The organism is Bradyrhizobium sp. 192 (genome assembly GCF_023100965.1).
Taxonomy (GTDB): Bacteria; Pseudomonadota; Alphaproteobacteria; order Rhizobiales; family Xanthobacteraceae; genus Bradyrhizobium; species Bradyrhizobium symbiodeficiens.
Genome location: NZ_CP064690.1, coordinates 35,942 through 51,180, shown reverse-complemented (window position 1 = coordinate 51,180; position 15,239 = coordinate 35,942). Strand labels below are relative to the sequence as shown.

Here is a 15,239-nt window from a genome sequence, read left to right as displayed (position 1 = left end):
AACGAAGGGGAGGACGGCGTGAGTCAGAAGGAAGAATTCCACAATATCGACGATCCCAGCGACGGGCTGTTCCGCGAGCTCACGGCGGGGGTGACCACGCGCATCTTCTCCGGCGAGCAGGCGATGCTGTCGGTGGTGACGCTGGCGCCGCACGCGCAAGGCACGCTGCACCACCATCCCGAGGAGCAATGGGGCGTGCTGCTCGACGGCTCCGCGATCCGCGTCCAGGGCGACGAGGAGATTGCGGTGAAGAAGGGCGATTTCTGGCGCACCCCGGGTAATGTGCCGCACACCATGCGTGCTGGCCCCGATGGCGCCCGGGTGCTGGACATCTTCAGTCCGCCTCGGCCAGAATACAAGAAAGCAGGATCGGGCTTCGGCACGACCTAGCAAGCGCCAAAGAGCACAAAGCCGGGCGCAAGATAAAACGGGAGGGGACCATGACGATCACACGACGCACGCTGCTGGCCGCACCGGCCATTCTCGCATTGACGCCGGCAAGCGCGCAGGCCGGAAAGATCACGCTGGTGGTGCCGTTTCCGCCGGGCGGCTCGACCGACGCGATGGCGCGGCTGTTGCAGGCCAGCCTGCAAACCAAGCTCGGCCGCATCGTCGTGGTCGAGAACAAGTCGGGCGCGGCCGGCGCGCTCGGCGCGGCGCAGGTCGCCAAGAGCCCGGCGGACGGCACCTCGTTCCTGGTCACCTTCGATTCCCACGCGGTGATCCCGTCGATCCTCGACAAGCCGCCGGTCGACGTCGAGCGCGAGCTGATGCCGGTGCTGCTGATCGGCACCGCGCCCTACGTGATCGCCGCCGGCGCCGGCCGTCCCTACAAGAGCTTCGCCGACGTGGTCGCGGCCTGCAAGGCGACGCCGGGCGCGGTGAAATACGCCTCGGTCGGCATCGGCACGCTCGGCCATCTCGCCATGACCGTGCTCGGCAGCAAGGCCGGCGTCGAGATCATGCACGTGCCCTATCGCGGCGGCGGGCCGGCCATGAACGACGTGCTCGGCGGCCATGTCGATCTCATCGCGGGATCGGCGGCGCTGGTCGCAGCCCAGCTCGGCACCAACATGCTGCATCCGATCCTGCAGCTCGGCCGCGAGCGGCTGCCGGCCCTGCCGGATACGCAGACCGCGATCGAGGCGGGCTTTCCGGATTTCGAGACGCTGGCCTGGTGGGGCATCTTCGCGCCCGTAGGCACGCCGCCCGATGTCGTCGCAGCCTTCGCGGCAGCGTCCAAGGAAATCCTGAGCGAGCCCGCGACCGCCGCCCAGCTCAAGGACACCCAGCACATGACGCTGCTGCTCCAGGACGGCGCAGCCTTCAAGACCTTCTTCGACAAGCAGGTCGCGACTTGGGGCAAGGTGGTGAAGGACAATAATATCAGGGCGTAGACCCGCCCGCCGACGGCTGCATTGATCGCGGCGAGGGCTTCCGGTTTGGCCCTCGCTTTGATATGTACACCTCAGGCAACCCGCGACGAGCGGGTTCCGCGGTCCCGTAGCTCAGCCGGATAGAGCGGCGGTTTCCTAAACCGTAGGTCGCATGTTCGAGTCATGCCGGGATCGCCAAGCTCACATTCAGTTGTCCTCTCCGCGCGGCAAGCTCTCCGGCGCAAGAATTGCTAGAAGCAGGGGCTACCTCCTTCAGCCGGCTTTGCCAGCAGCTCACCGCCACACACCCGGAGACGATGATGCCCTTCGACCTGATCCTGCGCGGCGGACGCGTCGTCGATCCCTCTCAGAAGCTCGATGCCATAACCGACGTCGCCTTCGCCGGTGGCAAGGTTGCCGCGGTCGGGACCGGGCTTAAGGCTGATCCGGGGACCGAGGTGCGCGACGTCTCGCAGTTCATCGTGACGCCGGGGCTGATCGATCTCCACACCCATGTCTATTGGGGCGGTACTTCGCTCGGGATCGACGCCGAGGAATTCTGCCGGCTCTCCGGCGTCACCACGGCGGTCGACACCGGCAGCGCGGGCCCCGGCAATTTCGCCGGCTTTCGCAAGCATGTGATCGAGCCGAGCCAGGTTCGCATCCTCGCCTATCTGCACGTCTCGCATGCCGGCATCTTCGGTTTCTCGCACCGGATCATGGTCGGCGAAAGCGAGGAGTTGCGGCTGATGAATCCGATCGAGGCCGCGAAGGTGGCGGACGCCAATCGCGATCTCATCGTCGGCATCAAGGTGCGTGTGGGCCTGCACTCGTCGGGGACCTCAGGGGCCGTCCCGCTCGACATCGCGCTCGAGGTCGCCAACGAGGTCGGCATGCCCTTGATGGCGCATATCGACCATCCGCCGCCGAGCTATGAGGAGGTGCTGGCCCGTTTGCGTCCCGGCGACGTGCTCACCCATGCGTTCCGTCCCTTTCCCAACACGCCGGCGACTGCGCAAGGCACGGTCAAGAAGGCGGTGCTGGACGCGCGCGAGCGCGGCGTGCTGTTCGACATCGGCCACGGCAAGGGCTCGTTCGCGTTCAAGACCGCGCGCGCCATGCTCGCCAACGGCTTCTATCCGGACACGATTTCCTCGGACATCCACCAGCTCTGCATCGACGGCCCGGCCTTCGACCAGGTCACGACCATGTCGAAATTCCTGTGCATGGGCATGGAGCTGTCCGACGTGATTGCGGCCTCGACGGTGAACGCGGCGATGGCGCTACGCCGCCCCGAGCTCGGCAGCCTCAAGCCCGGCAGCGTCGGCGACGCCACGCTTGTTACGGTGAAGCAAGGCCAGTTCGACTACGAGGACGTCGTCGGCGAGCATTTGATCGGCGACCGCAAGATCGTGTCCGAAGGCGTCGTCATCGGCGGCCGGTGGTGGCATCCGAAGTGAGCGTATGTCAGTCGCGTCCCGCTTCCATGATGGCCTTGGCCAACCGCGCCGGGTCGGAGAAGCATAGTTCGTGGCTTCCGGGCACCTGGACCAGCCGAAAGAGGCCGAGCTTTTCCGACAGCCGCGGATGCCAGGGATAGCCGTGCGGCATCGCGGTGTCTTCGGTGCAGTTGATGTAGGATTTTGCCAGCGGCATCTCGGCCGGATTGGCCTTGAGCGCGATCTTGTCGGTGAAGGTCGCCAGCGGATGCGGATTGAGGACGTTATAGGCGCGCTGCGCCGTTTCCAGATCTGCATCGTTGATGAAAGCTTCCCGCCAGACCGGGAACGGCAGCACCACTGAGCCGTCGCCGCGTTCGGCCGCGATGGTGTCGAACAGTCCGATATAGTGCGGCGGCACCATGTCGTTGAGGCATTCGCCATTGTTGGGCACGAAGGCATTCCAGTAGACCAGGCGGCGGATACGCTCCGGCGCGAGGTCGGCAACGCCCGTAATGATCATGCCGCCATAGGAATGGCCGAGCAGGATGACGTCCTTCAGATTATTTTCGGCAAGATAGTCGGCGATCGACTGAATCGCTTCCTTCAGTCCCGTCGTCTTGGCATCGCCCGGGCGGTTGCCCTTGATCGTAGGCGTGTAGACTTGGTGCCCGGCGGCACGGATCGGTGCCGCGACAGGCTCGAACTCGGCACCGGTGTGCCATGCCCCGTGAACGAGAACGTAGGTCGACATGTTGTGGCCCCTCCTGAGGGTGTGGTTAAATCGACAGACGTAGGCCCCCTTGCGGCTCGCGCGAGGCACGCAGCGGACAATTCTTGTTGTACGAAGTGTGAACCGGCTGGTTATTTGCCGCTTGGCTGGAAGTGAACCGGATTGGTCTCGGAGTGAACCGATGCAGGAGATCGAGCGCGCCGTTCCGTCACGCCAATCGGCCTGGGACACCGCGGATATCAGGCCAAGCGAGCAATTTGCCTACTACCGCGAGGCAGTCTGCCAGGCCTTTATGAAATTGACCCCGGAGCCGATGGCGGCCGCGGGCTTCCGCGCCAGTGTCGAGAATGTCAGGCTCGGCGATGCCGCGATTAACCGCGTCAGCTTTCCCGAGCACGTGGTGCGTCGTTCCGCGGCCGACATCGCGGCGTCCGACCGCAGTTGCTTCTATCTCAATCTGAAGCTGGCCGGCCGCTGCCGCATTCGGCAGGACGGCCGCGAGATCAGTCTGTCGTCAGGACAGGTCGGAATTTTCGACAGCGACCGGCAGTTCGCCCTTCTGCACGACCGTGGTCCGCAATTGCGGGTCGCCTCGTTCTGGGTGCCGGCGGAGGTTCTGCGCGAACGCTTGCCGGCGTCGTTCGACGTTACCGCGTCCCGAGTCTCCGACGACCCCTTTGTCGGCCATCTCATCGTGGAGACGGCGCGCACGCTCAGCGACGGCGCGCTGCGCATGACCGAGCAGGAGGGCGTGCGGTTGTTCCGGGCGCTGATCGAACTGGTCGCCGTGAGCCTGTCGCGGCGGAGCCGGGCAGGCGCTGCGGCGTCCGAGAGTCTTGCCGACGCAACCACGTTGGCGCTGAAGCGCGCCATTCACCGGCGGCTCCGCGAGCCCGGCCTTGCGGTCACCGATGTCGCCGAAGCCGTCGGCATCAGCGAGCGCTACGTGCACAAGCTGCTGGCACGATCGGGCTTCAGGTTCACCGATTATGTCATCGACCATCGGCTCGACGGAGCGGCCAGGGATCTCGGGGATCCCGAGATGGCAGACCGTGCGATCGGCGCCGTCGCGTTCGATTGGGGCTTCTCGGACCTCTCCCACTTCACCCGACGCTTCAAGCAGCGCTTCGGCTGCCGGCCGCGCGACTGGCGTGCGCGTTGATCTACAGCGACCTCGCGATCAGCAGCTTCATGATCTCGTTCGTCCCGCCGTAGATCTTCTGGATTCGGGAATCGATGAAGATGCGCGAGATCGGGTATTCCTGCATGTAGCCGTAGCCGCCGAACAGCTGGAGGCATTCGTCTGCGGTCTGGACCTGCTTCTCCGAGCACCAGTATTTTGCCATCGACGCGGTGACGGTGTCGAGGTCGCCTGCGACCAGGCGCTCGATGCACCAGTCGACGAAGACGCGCGCGATCATCGCTTCGGTCTTGCGTTCGGCGAGCTTGAAGGCGGTGTTCTGGAAATCCATCAGCGGCTTGCCGAAGGCTTTCCGCTCCTTGGTGTAGTCGGTGGTGAGTTTTATCGCGCGCTCCATCGCGGCGACGGCGCCGACCGCGAGCGCAAGGCGCTCCTGCGGCAATTGCTGCATCAGCTGGACGAAGCCCTGGCCCTCCTCCTTGCCGAGGAGGTTTTCAGGCGGCACGGTCACGTTGTCGAAAAACAGCTCCGATGTGTCGGAGGCGTGCAGGCCGATCTTGTCGAGGTTGCGCCCGCGCTTGTAGCCATCGGCGCCCGCGGTCTCGACCACGATCAGCGAAATACCCTTGGCGCCGACGTCACCGGTGCGCGCGACCACGATGACGAGATCGGCGGCCTGGCCGTTGGTGATGAAGGTCTTCTGGCCGTTGATGACGTAGGAATTGCCCTGTTTCCTGGCCGTGGTCTTGACGGCCTGCAGATCCGAGCCGGTGCCGGGCTCGGTCATGGCGATGGCGCCGACCATCTCGCCCGAGGCCATCTTAGGCAGCCAGCGCTTCTTCTGCTCCTCCGAGCCGTAATTGAGGATGTAATGCGCGACGATGGCGCTGTGCACGGAGACGCCGGTGGTCAGCTCCGGCACTGTGCTTTCGAGGTCGTCCAGCACCGCGGCGTCATAGGCGAAGCTGGCACCCAGGCCGCCATACTCTTCCGGCACGCTCGCCAGCAGCGCGCCCATCTCGCCGAGGCCGCGCCAGGCGAAGCGGTCGACCATCTTCTGCTCGCGCCATTTCTCGGCGTGCGGCGCCAAATCCTTGGCGAGGTATTTCCGGAACTGGTCGCGGAACGTGTCCAGCTCTTCGGTCATCCACGATGATCGGTAATGCATCGGCGCCTCGCTTTCAGACAATCAGGCCGCCACCGGCGACGACCACCTGGCCGCTGATATAGTTGGATTCCGGGCTGCAGAACAGATAGACGGCGTCGGCCGCCTCTTCCGGCGTGCCGCCGCGGCCGAGCGGAATCATCCGCGACATCGCTTCCAGCATCTGCGGCTGGACGCCGACCTTGATGTCGCGGCCGGCGACGTCGATGGTCTTCTGCTGCGCCTCGATCGGCTCGGTCAGACGGGTGTTGATCAGGCCGAAGGCGACGCAATTGACGTTGACCTTGTAGCGGCCCCACTCCTTGCACATGGTTCGGGTCAATCCGATCAGGGAGGCCTTGGCCGACGAATAGCTCGCCTGTCCGGCATTGCCGTAGAGGCCGGCGATCGAGGAGATGTTCACGACCTTGCGGAACACCTCGCGGCCCTCCTCGGCTTCCTTCCTGGCGAAGACGCGGATCGGCTCGGCCGCCGCGCGCAGGAGCCGGAACGGCGCGACGAGATGGACGTCGAGCATGGCCTGAAACTGCTCGTCCGTCATCTTCTGGATGGTGGAGTCCCAAGTGTAGCCGGCATTGTTGACGATGATGTCGAGCCCGCCGAACTTGTCAAGCGCGGCGCCGACAAAGCGGTCGGCGAAGCCTGTTTCCGCGGCGCTGCCGTTGACGGCGACGGCATCGCCGCCGAGCGCCTTGATCTCCCCGACCACGGCGTCGCCGGGCGCGGCATCGAGGTCGTTGACGACGATCCTGGCGCCTTCGCGCGCAAGCTTGAGTGCGATCGACCGCCCGATGCCGCGGCCCGAGCCGGTGACGAGTGCGACCTTTCCCTGCAGCCTTGCCATTTGGATGTGTTCTCCTGCTGTTACAGCGCGATGACGGCGCTGCCGTCGAGCTTGACCTCGCCGCAATCGTCCCTGGTGGTGAGCGCGAGCCTTGCGCGCCGCTCGCCGTTCTCGGCGAAGAGCTCGGTCACGGTGCCCTCGCATGTCAGCCTGGCGCCGAGCTGGGTGATGGCGACGAAGCGCGTCGCAAAGGCGCGGAGCTTCGATGGCGGCACCGCATCGGTGAGCGCTTGGCCAAGGCAGGCCATCACCAGCATGCCGTGGGCGAACACATCCGGAAATCCCGCCGCCTTGGCGAAGTCGATATCGACGTGGATCGGATTGTGGTCGCCCGATGCGCCGCAATACAGCGCGAGGGTGTGGCGGGTGATCGGCGGAAAGACCTTGTGGACGATGCGGTCGCCCGTCTTGATGTCCCCGGGTGCCATCACGACGCCACCTCGTTGCGGACGACGATCGTGCGCGCGGTATCGGCGACATGCACGCCGTCCTGGTTGGTCACCTCGCACCGGATGCCAATCAGCGTCATCGCGCCGCCCTTCTTGTCCGTCACGCTGGTCACACGTGGCCGAAACGTCAGGGTGTCTCCGACCAGAACCGGCGCGTGATAGATGAAGCTCTGCTCGCCGTGCAACACACGGGCGAGATCGATGTCGAGCGCGGTGAACATTTCAAAGGGATCGTCGACGTCCATCATCTCCAGGCAGAACAGATAGGTCGGCGGCACCGGCGTGCCGGCGAATCCGGATATGCGCGCGGCATCTGCGTCGCGATAGACCGGGTTCTGTTCACCCAGCGTATTGAGGAAGTAGCGAAGACGGCCTGGCTCCACGCGCGCGGTGACGGGCGTGAAGCAGCGCCCTACGGCGGACTGATCGACCATGACAGATATCAGTGCCGCTTGTAGAGGGTGACGACGCAGGCGCCGCCGAGGCCCAGATTGTGCTGGAGCGCGACCTTCGCGCCCTCGACCTGCGTGGGGCCTGCCGTGCCGCGCAACTGCCGCGTCAGCTCATAGCACTGCGCAAGCCCGGTGGCGCCGAGCGGATGCCCCTTCGAGAGCAATCCGCCGGACGGATTGGTCACGATCCGGCCGCCATAGGTGTTGTCGCCATCATTGATGAACTTGCCGGCTTCGCCCTCGCCGCAGAGGCCGAGCGCCTCGTAGGTGATCAGCTCGTTGTGGGCGAAGCAGTCGTGCAGCTCGACCACGTCGAGATCGCCGGGCCCGACCCCGGAGGTTTCATAGACCCGGCTGGCCGCCTCCTTTGCCATGTCGTAGCCGACCAGCTGCATCATGTCGCCGGCCTTGAAGGTCGACGGCGTGTCGGTGGTCATGGCCTGCGCCGCGATCCGCACCTCTTTGCCGATGCCATGCCGGTCCGCAAACCGTTCGGACACCAGCACCGCGGCGGCGCCGCCGCAGGTCGGCGGGCACGCCATCAGGCGCGTCATCACGCCGGGCCAGATCACCTTGTCGTTCATGACGTCGTCCGCCGTGACCACCTTGCGGAAGAGTGCGAGCGGATTGTTCTTGGCGTGGCGGCTCGCCTTGGCACGCACCTTGGCGAAGGCGTCCAATGGTGTGCCGTACTTCTTCATGTGGCTGAGCCCGGCGCCGCCGAAATAGCGCAGCGCCAGCGGAATGCCGGGTGCGTCGATCAGCTCGTCCGCGGCCGCGTCGAATTCCTCGAACGCGCTCGGCCGGTCGGTGTAGACGCTGCCGAGCGCGCCGGGCTTCATCTGCTCGAAGCCGACCGCCAGCACGCAATCCAGCGCGCCGCTCGCGATCATCTGCCGAGCCATGAACAGCGCGGTCGAGCCGGTCGAGCAATTGTTGTTGACGTTGACGATGGGGATGCCGGTCATCCCGACGTGGTAGAGCGCGCGCTGCCCACAGGTGGAATCGCCGTAGACGTATCCGACATAGGCCTGCTCGACCTCGTCGTAACCGAGGCCGGCGTCGGCGAGCGCGAGCCTGGTCGCCTCGGTCCCCATCGCGTGATAGGGCGCGCTGGCGCCCGGCTTGGCGAACGGGATCATGCCGACCCCTGCGACGATGACGTCAGACATCGTTCCTCCGATAATTTACCCGTTGGACTTTTTCTTACCTGCGGGTAATATACCGGCCGGTATCCTCCGGAGTCAACGCAGTCGAGCATGGATTCAGCGCCGCCCACTCCGCCGTCATCCCCGCCATCCTCCCCCTGGCTGCCGTTCGAGAGCCGGCGCCGCGCCCGGGACGAGAAGCGCGAGGCGGTGCTGCGCGCTGCCGTGCAGCTGTTCCTCGAGCAGGGTTATCACCGCGTCACGCTGAACGAAGTCGCCGAGCGGCTGAACATCACCAAGCCGGCGCTGTACAATTATTTCCGGGGCAAGGACGAGATCCTGTTCGAATGCTGGGCGATGGGCGCCGAGCTCGTCGACAGCGTCATTACCGAGATTAATGCCGGCAGCGGCTCGGGCCTCGCCAGGCTGCGCAAGCTGGTGCACGCCTATGCCGCGCTGATGGCGACCGATTTCGGTGCCAGCCTGGTGCGCTTCGACCTGCGCGACCTGACCGAGCGGAACGCCGCTGTCGCGCGCGCGGCCAAGAAGCGGATCGACGCCACGTTCCGGGACTATATCGCCGCAGGCATGGCCGACGGTTCGATCAATGCTTGCGATCCCAAGCTTGCCGCGTTCGCGATCGCGGGCTCGCTCAACTGGATCGGCCACTGGTATCGCCGGGACGGCGGATTGTCGCCGACCGCGATCGCCGACGAGTTCACGGCTCGGCTGACCGAAGGCCTGGCGGCTGCCGGCCCGCAACACACGATAAAGAAGACGCCCGGGGCGCCGCAACGGCGCAACCCAGGAAGCAAGACGACAGGGAAGAAGCGTACAGGAGGAGGAACGCGATGAATATCACGCACGGCCTGCGGCGCGCGCTGCAGATCAATCCGAACGGGCTCGCCACCGTCTATGGCCAGCGACGCCGCAACTGGGGCGAAGTCGGGGAGCGCGTTGCCAGACTGGCCGGCGGCCTGCGCTCGCGCGACGTCAAGGATGGCGATCGCGTTGCCGTGCTGTCTTTCAACTCCGACCGCTATCTCGAGCTCTATCTGGCGACGGGCTGGGCCGGCGGCGTGATCGTGCCGCTCAACATCCGCTGGAGCGCTCTGGAAAACGAGGATGCGTTGCGCGACTGCAGGGCCTCCGTTCTGCTGGTGGACAAGGCCTTCGCGCAAATCGGCGCGCAGCTCGCCGGCGCCATTCCGGGGCTGAAGCTGATCTATGCCGACGACGGCGAGGTGCCAGCGGGGATGGAGAGCTACGAGGACGTGGTCGCAGGCAGCGCGTCGGTTGCCGACGCCATGCGCAAGGGCGACGATCTCGCCGGCATCTTCTACACCGGCGGCACCACCGGGCGTTCCAAGGGCGTGATGCTCAGCCACCGGAATCTGATGGCCAATGCGCTCAACGCACTCGGCGAAGGGTTGTTTCCGGCGAGCACGACCTACCTGCACGCGGCGCCGATGTTTCACCTCGCCAACGGGGCGGCGATGTATTCCCTGCTCCTCTCGGGCGGCTCCAACGTGATCGTTCAGGGCTTCACGCCCGAAGGCGTGATGGCTGCGATGCAGAACGAGCGCGTCACCGACGTGCTGCTGGTGCCCACCATGATCCAGATGTTCGTCGATCACCCCGCGATCGGAAACTACGACCTGTCGTCGCTCAAGAACATCATCTATGGGGCTTCGCCGATCAGCGAGGCGGTGCTCGACCGCGCCGCGCGCGCACTGCCGCATGTGCGCTTCACGCAAGCCTACGGCATGACCGAATTGTCGCCGATCGCAACATTGCTGCACGCCGACGAGCACGTCGGCGAAGGGCGCAGGAAGGGACGTCACCGCGGCGCAGGCCGTGCCACGCTGGGCTGCGAGGTCCGGATCGTCGACGAGAACGATCAACCGGTGCCGGCAGGAAGCGTCGGCGAGATCGTGGTGCGCGGCGACACCGTGATGATGGGCTATTGGGAGCGGCCGGAAGAGACTGCGCGCGCCGTCGTCGACGGCTGGATGCACACCGGCGATGGCGGCTACATGGACGAGGACGGGTTCATCTATGTCGTCGACCGCGTCAAGGACATGATCATCTCGGGCGGCGAGAATGTCTACTCGGTCGAGGTCGAAAACGCGCTGGCACAGCATTCGTCCGTGCTGCAATGCGCCGTCATCGGGATTCCCAATGAACAATGGGGCGAGCAGGTCCATGCCGTGGTGGTGCGGCGCAGTGGCAGCGAGGTCTCGGCCGGCGAGCTGATCGAGTTCACGAAGACGTTGATCGCGGGCTACAAATGTCCGCGCAGCATCGATATCACCGAGACGCCGCTGCCGCTGTCCGGCGCCGGCAAGGTGCTGAAGCGCGAGCTGCGCAGGCCGTTCTGGGAGGGCCGGGACCGGCGGGTGAGCTGACTCTTCCGTCCTCGGTCCGGCGTGCAGGCCTCGGGGCAGGCGCCCGAAGTTTCGTGTTTCCAGATCGCGGTCGCGCAGCTACCAATGACGGGATTCAACGGGGACATCGGGTCTTGATCGAGACGCGTGAGCTGAAACTCGATATCGAAGCTGGAGACACGGTCTCGGCACTGCTGCAGCTGCCGGCGAATGCGCGCGCCTGTTACGTTCTTGCGCATGGCGCCGGCGCCGATATGCGGCATGCGTTCATGGAGAAAGCCGCGGTGGGCCTTGCCGAGCGCGGCATTGCGACGCTCCGCTTCAATTTCCCCTATATGGAGAAGAAGCAGGGGCGCCCCGACCGGCCGGCCGTCGCGCACGCCGCCGTCCGCGCGGCGGTCGCGGAGGCGGCGCGGCTGTGTCCCGGGTTGAAGCTCGTCGCCGGCGGAAAATCGTTCGGCGGGCGCATGACCTCGCAGGCGCAAGCGAAGGAGCCGTTGCCCGACGTGAAGGGGCTCGCCTTCCTGGGCTTTCCCCTGCATGCCGACAAGAAGCCGTCGTCCGAGCGAGCCGAGCATCTCGCCGGCATCGCAATCCCTATGCTGTTCCTGCAAGGCACGCGCGACGGGCTTGCCGACCTCGGCTACCTCAAGCCGGTCGTCCAGAAGCTCGGCGCGAAGGCGACGCTGCACGAGATCGAAGGCGGCGATCACTCCTTCGCGGTGCTGAAAAAGTCCGGCCGCAGCAACGAAGAGGCGCTCACAGAGGTGCTCGACACGCTCGCGGCCTGGATCGACGATCTCGCCTGACGGCTCAGGCGGAATAGAGCCCCTTGTCCCGCGCCTTCTGAATCGCGAGCGCCGCGATCAGGTCGAGCGCCGGTGTCGACAGGCCCGCGGTGCGCGCGAAGGCGGCGGGCGCCTTCACCAGCACGTCGATCTCCATGGCGCGGCCAAGCTCGTAATCCTGCAGCAGCGAGGGTTTGTGGTTGGGGGCGGGGCCGCTGCGCGTCACGCGCTTGACCTCGGGGATGAAGTGCTGCGCGATGTCGTTGGCCTCGTTCAACATGCGCGGAATGACCTCTGCAAAGGCAGGGTCGTCGCGCACGCCGCGCGCGGTCTGGCCGGTGAGCAGGCACAGCACCGACAGCGACATGTTGATCAACAGCTTCGACCAGATCGCCTCGCGGATCTCGGCGACCGGCGGCGATTCCAGTCGCGCGTCGTTGAAGACGTTGCGCAGCTTGGTGATCCGTTCGCAATTGCGATCGTCGCATTCCCCGATCAGCAGGCGGTTGCGGTCCGGGGTGAGATTCTGCACCACGCCGGGCGCGGTCACCTCGTTGGAGGAGAAGACGACGCCGCCGATGATCCGCTCTTTCGGGATGCAGGCGCGCAAGCGTCCGCCGGGGTCGAGGAAGGACATGTCCGGCGGTGTCGGGTGCCGCGGCGGCAGGCCGATCCCGTACCACCAGGGAATACCGTTCTGGGCAAAGACGATGGCGGTGTCGTCCTGAAGCAGCGGCTTGAGGCTGGCGACCAGTCCCGTCAGCGCGGTCGCCTTCAGCGTGGAGATCACGACGTCCTGCGGACCGAGCTGGGCCGGATCGCCCGAGGCGTTCACCTTGGCGGAGACCTCGGAATCGCCGACGCGCAGTTTGAGGCCATTGGCCCGGACCGCCTCCAGATGCGCCCCCCGCATCACGCATGAAACGTCATGACCGGCGCGCGCCAGCCGGACCGCGATGTGGCTGCCGACGGCGCCCGCGCCGAAAATGCAGATGCGCATGATGATTCCCTGGTCCAAACTGTCGCCCGGCGCCACCATGACACAAGCCGCCATGCGATGGGCGCGACCGCCCCACGCTGGAAAGATATGGATCAGGGTGCGTTGCCTCGGCCATAGTGCAGGCAAACAACGACCGGAGGGATCACCGATGACTGCCAGCCCCGTGCTGTGGACCCTTGACGAGCGAGGGGTTGCGACCGTCACGTTGAACCGGCCGGAGGTCAACAACGCCTATGACGGCGCGCTGATCGCGGGCGTGCTCGCGGCGATGGACGATCTCGGCAAGAAGCCGAATTTGCGCGTCGTCGTACTCAAGGGCAACGGCAAGCATTTTCAGGCCGGCGCCGACCTGAAATGGATCAACGGCGTGCGGCCGCAATCGGCAGAGGCGAACGAGGCCGCGTCGCGCGCGACCTTCGAGGCCGTGCAACGGCTCAACACACTGCCGATCCCGACGGTCGCGCTGGTGCAGGGCGGCTGCTTCGGCGGCGGCACCGGCGTGATCGCAGGCTGCGACGTCGTGATCGCCGCGGACAATGCCCTGTTCTCGATCACCGAGGTGCGCTGGGGCCTGACGGCGGCGATCATCCTCCCGCAGCTTTGCGATGCCATCGGCCTGCGCCAGGTCCGCCGCTACGCACTGACCGGCGAGCGCTTCGGTGCCGAGGACGCCCGCCGCATCGGTCTGGTCCACGAGGTGGTGCCGCTCGCCGATCTCGAAGTCGCCGGTGCCAAGGTGGTCGAGCAGCTGCTCGCCAACGGGCCGGAGGCGATGGCCGAGACCAAGAAGCTGGCGCTGGAGAGCTCGTTCGGCGGCATGGCGGTGGACGATGCGGCGTATGCGCGGCTCGTCCACCTGCATTCGCTCAAGCGCCAGAGCGCGGAAGCTGCGGAAGGGCTGGCCTCGTTTGCGGAGAAGCGGGCGGGGAATTGGGGCGGCGGGAAAGGCTGAACGTCAGCAGCCGCGGCAGATGTTGTTGATGCTGCGATAGACCGCGTCGTCGTCCTGTCGCATCTGGCGCAGCGTGTCGCGTGACTGGCCGTCATTGGCAGGTGCATCGGGCTTGCGCTTCGCGGCGAGCTCGTCCTCCTGCCGCTTGTAGCAGGCCTCGCGCTCGGGCTTGGCCTGGATGAAGCGGCAGCTTTGCTCCACGGCTGCGGCGGAAGAGGTTGAGATCGCGACGGCGACCAGGGCGGGCAGGGCGAATTTCAGGACTGTCGAATTCATGGCGGTCCTTCTCTCAGGTCCGTTGATCGAGGGCAACTGCCAATTTGTTACGACGGCGTGTAGCCCGGATGAGCGAAGCGATATCCGGGAATGCCGCGAGAAGTCCCGCATGTCGCTTCGCTCATGCGGGCTACGGCTGCCATCTTGACGATGAGGCAAGGTCTACAGCGACGGCGCGAGTGACGCTTTCAGCAATGTCAGCAGCGCCTGCACCGCGGCGGCGTTGCGCCGCCGCTCGGGGATCGCGGCCTTCACCCACAATTCCGGAATCGGAAAGTCGCGCAGCACCGGCTTGAGCGTGCCGTCGCGCAAGGCGTCGGCCACGAGATAATGCGAGAGCAGCGCGATGCCGTTGCCGGCGATGGCGCTGCGCGCCAGCACGTGGCCCTCGTTGGAGGAGAGCAGCGGGCTGACCTGGATGCTGATGCGGCCTCGCGGTCCGTCAAAAATCCATTCTGGGCCGGTCGGCAGAAAGCTGAGGCAGCGATGCTCGACGAGGTCGCGCGGGTGCTTTGGCGTGCCGTGTTTCTTCAGATAGGCGGGTGAGGCGCACAGCAGCCGCTTCAGCGCGCAGAGCGGCTCGTCGACCACGCCGCCGAACGAATGCGGGAAGGCGCCGATGGCGATGTCGAATCCTTCGGTGACGGGATCGACCGGGCGATCGATCAGCACGATGTCGAGCTTCAGCTTCGGGTTCTGGGTCTGAAACGCGCTGAAAGCGTCCGCGAGCCGAGCCACGGTCAGCGAGGTCGGCGCCTTGATGCGCAGGTGATCGACGAGATCCTGGCCCTTCTCGCCCATGCGCGAGAGCAGGTCGGTGGCATCGGTCACCACGCCGCGTGCGCGATGCACATAGCGCTGTCCGGCCTCGGTCAGCCGCAACTGCCGGGTCGAGCGATGAAACAGCGGTGTGCCGATGCGCGTCTCCAGCTGCGTGACGCGCTTGGCGACGACCGAAGTCGAAACGTTGAGCTTTCGCGCAGCGGCTGAGAAGCCGGCCGCATCCGCGGTGGCAAGGAAGGCCTGGAGGTTCACGAGAATATCCATCTCGACCTTTCTCGATTCGCGAAAACTGATCGCGTATTCTGG

General features: G+C 65.8%; 17 protein-coding genes and 1 tRNA gene. 9 read left to right on the top strand and 9 right to left on the bottom strand.

Annotated elements, in window-relative coordinates; genetic code table 11:
* Positions 1 to 18 precede the first annotated feature (18 nt).
* From IVB24_RS00260 to IVB24_RS00245, 4 genes are all read left to right on the top strand, one after another.
* Positions 19 to 390, top strand: a complete 372-nt coding sequence (locus IVB24_RS00260) for a cupin domain-containing protein (RefSeq protein WP_140482243.1) — start codon at positions 19 to 21, stop codon at positions 388 to 390.
* Positions 391 to 440: 50 nt separating this feature from the next.
* Positions 441 to 1,397 (top strand): tripartite tricarboxylate transporter substrate-binding protein, encoded by a 957-nt coding sequence (locus tag IVB24_RS00255; protein ID WP_247771692.1) that lies wholly within the window; start codon positions 441 to 443, stop codon positions 1,395 to 1,397.
* 100 nt (positions 1,398 to 1,497) lie between these two features.
* A tRNA-Arg gene (locus IVB24_RS00250) sits at positions 1,498 to 1,574 on the top strand.
* Positions 1,575 to 1,696: 122 nt separating this feature from the next.
* Entirely contained in the window at positions 1,697 to 2,836 is a 1,140-nt protein-coding gene (locus IVB24_RS00245; RefSeq protein WP_247774257.1) for an amidohydrolase/deacetylase family metallohydrolase, read from the top strand.
* Positions 2,837 to 2,843: 7 nt separating this feature from the next.
* Here IVB24_RS00245 and IVB24_RS00240 read toward each other — a convergent pair whose 3' ends face one another.
* A complete protein-coding gene (locus IVB24_RS00240; RefSeq protein WP_247771691.1) occupies positions 2,844 to 3,569 on the bottom strand; it encodes an alpha/beta hydrolase in 726 nt (241 codons plus the stop codon).
* Between the two features lie 160 nt (positions 3,570 to 3,729).
* Here IVB24_RS00240 and IVB24_RS00235 point away from each other — a divergent pair, with 160 nt between their 5' ends.
* Positions 3,730 to 4,710 (top strand): helix-turn-helix domain-containing protein, encoded by a 981-nt coding sequence (locus tag IVB24_RS00235; RefSeq protein ID WP_247771690.1) that lies wholly within the window; start codon positions 3,730 to 3,732, stop codon positions 4,708 to 4,710.
* Between the two features lies 1 nt (position 4,711).
* Here IVB24_RS00235 and IVB24_RS00230 read toward each other — a convergent pair whose 3' ends face one another.
* From IVB24_RS00230 to IVB24_RS00210, 5 genes are read right to left on the bottom strand one after another with little or no spacing between them, the layout of a single operon-like run.
* Positions 4,712 to 5,857 (bottom strand): acyl-CoA dehydrogenase family protein, encoded by a 1,146-nt coding sequence (locus tag IVB24_RS00230; RefSeq protein WP_166467400.1) that lies wholly within the window; start codon positions 5,855 to 5,857, stop codon positions 4,712 to 4,714.
* Positions 5,858 to 5,870: 13 nt separating this feature from the next.
* Entirely contained in the window at positions 5,871 to 6,698 is an 828-nt protein-coding gene (locus IVB24_RS00225) for an SDR family oxidoreductase (RefSeq protein WP_247771689.1), read from the bottom strand.
* Positions 6,699 to 6,718: 20 nt separating this feature from the next.
* Positions 6,719 to 7,126 (bottom strand): MaoC family dehydratase, encoded by a 408-nt coding sequence (locus tag IVB24_RS00220; RefSeq protein ID WP_247774256.1) that lies wholly within the window; start codon positions 7,124 to 7,126, stop codon positions 6,719 to 6,721.
* Positions 7,126 to 7,581, bottom strand: coding sequence for a MaoC family dehydratase N-terminal domain-containing protein (locus tag IVB24_RS00215; protein WP_247771688.1), 456 nt, complete (start codon positions 7,579 to 7,581; stop codon positions 7,126 to 7,128). Before IVB24_RS00215 ends, IVB24_RS00220 begins: the two co-directional genes overlap by 1 nt.
* Before the next feature lie 8 nt (positions 7,582 to 7,589).
* On the bottom strand, positions 7,590 to 8,771 hold the full coding sequence (locus tag IVB24_RS00210; protein WP_247771687.1) for a lipid-transfer protein: 1,182 nt from the start codon (positions 8,769 to 8,771) through the stop codon (positions 7,590 to 7,592).
* Positions 8,772 to 8,858: 87 nt separating this feature from the next.
* Between IVB24_RS00210 and IVB24_RS00205 the strand changes: the two genes are divergently transcribed.
* The 3 genes from IVB24_RS00205 to IVB24_RS00195 all read left to right on the top strand — a co-directional run bounded on the left by IVB24_RS00205 (position 8,859) and on the right by IVB24_RS00195 (position 11,943).
* Entirely contained in the window at positions 8,859 to 9,602 is a 744-nt protein-coding gene (locus tag IVB24_RS00205; RefSeq protein ID WP_247771686.1) for a TetR/AcrR family transcriptional regulator, read from the top strand.
* A complete protein-coding gene (locus IVB24_RS00200) occupies positions 9,599 to 11,155 on the top strand; it encodes a long-chain fatty acid--CoA ligase (RefSeq protein ID WP_247771685.1) in 1,557 nt (518 codons plus the stop codon). Before IVB24_RS00205 ends, IVB24_RS00200 begins: the two co-directional genes overlap by 4 nt.
* A gap of 113 nt (positions 11,156 to 11,268) precedes the next feature.
* Positions 11,269 to 11,943: an alpha/beta family hydrolase gene (locus IVB24_RS00195; RefSeq protein WP_247771684.1), complete on the top strand. Its 675-nt coding sequence runs from the start codon at positions 11,269 to 11,271 to the stop codon at positions 11,941 to 11,943.
* Between the two features lie 4 nt (positions 11,944 to 11,947).
* Here IVB24_RS00195 and IVB24_RS00190 read toward each other — a convergent pair whose 3' ends face one another.
* On the bottom strand, positions 11,948 to 12,922 hold the full coding sequence (locus tag IVB24_RS00190) for a ketopantoate reductase family protein (protein WP_247771683.1): 975 nt from the start codon (positions 12,920 to 12,922) through the stop codon (positions 11,948 to 11,950).
* A gap of 148 nt (positions 12,923 to 13,070) precedes the next feature.
* On the opposite strand from IVB24_RS00190, the gene IVB24_RS00185 reads away from it, so the two are divergent.
* Positions 13,071 to 13,874: an enoyl-CoA hydratase-related protein gene (locus IVB24_RS00185; protein WP_247771682.1), complete on the top strand. Its 804-nt coding sequence runs from the start codon at positions 13,071 to 13,073 to the stop codon at positions 13,872 to 13,874.
* 3 nt (positions 13,875 to 13,877) lie between these two features.
* Here IVB24_RS00185 and IVB24_RS00180 read toward each other — a convergent pair whose 3' ends face one another.
* Both IVB24_RS00180 and IVB24_RS00175 read right to left on the bottom strand, forming a co-directional pair.
* A complete protein-coding gene (locus IVB24_RS00180) occupies positions 13,878 to 14,150 on the bottom strand; it encodes a hypothetical protein (RefSeq protein ID WP_247771681.1) in 273 nt (90 codons plus the stop codon).
* Positions 14,151 to 14,312: 162 nt separating this feature from the next.
* Entirely contained in the window at positions 14,313 to 15,197 is an 885-nt protein-coding gene (locus tag IVB24_RS00175) for a LysR family transcriptional regulator (protein ID WP_247771680.1), read from the bottom strand.
* Between the last annotated feature and the right edge of the window lie 42 nt (positions 15,198 to 15,239).

Bases quoted from the DNA above. Each gene is read 5' to 3' on its own strand.
- IVB24_RS00255 (WP_247771692.1), top strand. From the start codon at position 441: ATGACGATCACACGACGCACGCTGCTGGCCGCACCGGCCATTCTCGCA.
- IVB24_RS00245 (WP_247774257.1), top strand. From the start codon at position 1,697: ATGCCCTTCGACCTGATCCTGCGCGGCGGACGCGTCGTCGATCCCTCT.
- IVB24_RS00240 (WP_247771691.1), bottom strand. From the start codon at position 3,569: ATGTCGACCTACGTTCTCGTTCACGGGGCATGGCACACCGGTGCCGAG.
- IVB24_RS00235 (WP_247771690.1), top strand. From the start codon at position 3,730: ATGCAGGAGATCGAGCGCGCCGTTCCGTCACGCCAATCGGCCTGGGAC.
- IVB24_RS00230 (WP_166467400.1), bottom strand. From the start codon at position 5,857: ATGCATTACCGATCATCGTGGATGACCGAAGAGCTGGACACGTTCCGC.
- IVB24_RS00225 (WP_247771689.1), bottom strand. From the start codon at position 6,698: ATGGCAAGGCTGCAGGGAAAGGTCGCACTCGTCACCGGCTCGGGCCGC.
- IVB24_RS00220 (WP_247774256.1), bottom strand. From the start codon at position 7,126: ATGGCACCCGGGGACATCAAGACGGGCGACCGCATCGTCCACAAGGTC.
- IVB24_RS00215 (WP_247771688.1), bottom strand. From the start codon at position 7,581: ATGGTCGATCAGTCCGCCGTAGGGCGCTGCTTCACGCCCGTCACCGCG.
- IVB24_RS00210 (WP_247771687.1), bottom strand. From the start codon at position 8,771: ATGTCTGACGTCATCGTCGCAGGGGTCGGCATGATCCCGTTCGCCAAG.
- IVB24_RS00205 (WP_247771686.1), top strand. From the start codon at position 8,859: ATGGATTCAGCGCCGCCCACTCCGCCGTCATCCCCGCCATCCTCCCCC.
- IVB24_RS00200 (WP_247771685.1), top strand. From the start codon at position 9,599: ATGAATATCACGCACGGCCTGCGGCGCGCGCTGCAGATCAATCCGAAC.
- IVB24_RS00190 (WP_247771683.1), bottom strand. From the start codon at position 12,922: ATGCGCATCTGCATTTTCGGCGCGGGCGCCGTCGGCAGCCACATCGCG.
- IVB24_RS00185 (WP_247771682.1), top strand. From the start codon at position 13,071: ATGACTGCCAGCCCCGTGCTGTGGACCCTTGACGAGCGAGGGGTTGCG.
- IVB24_RS00180 (WP_247771681.1), bottom strand. From the start codon at position 14,150: ATGAATTCGACAGTCCTGAAATTCGCCCTGCCCGCCCTGGTCGCCGTC.
- IVB24_RS00175 (WP_247771680.1), bottom strand. From the start codon at position 15,197: ATGGATATTCTCGTGAACCTCCAGGCCTTCCTTGCCACCGCGGATGCG.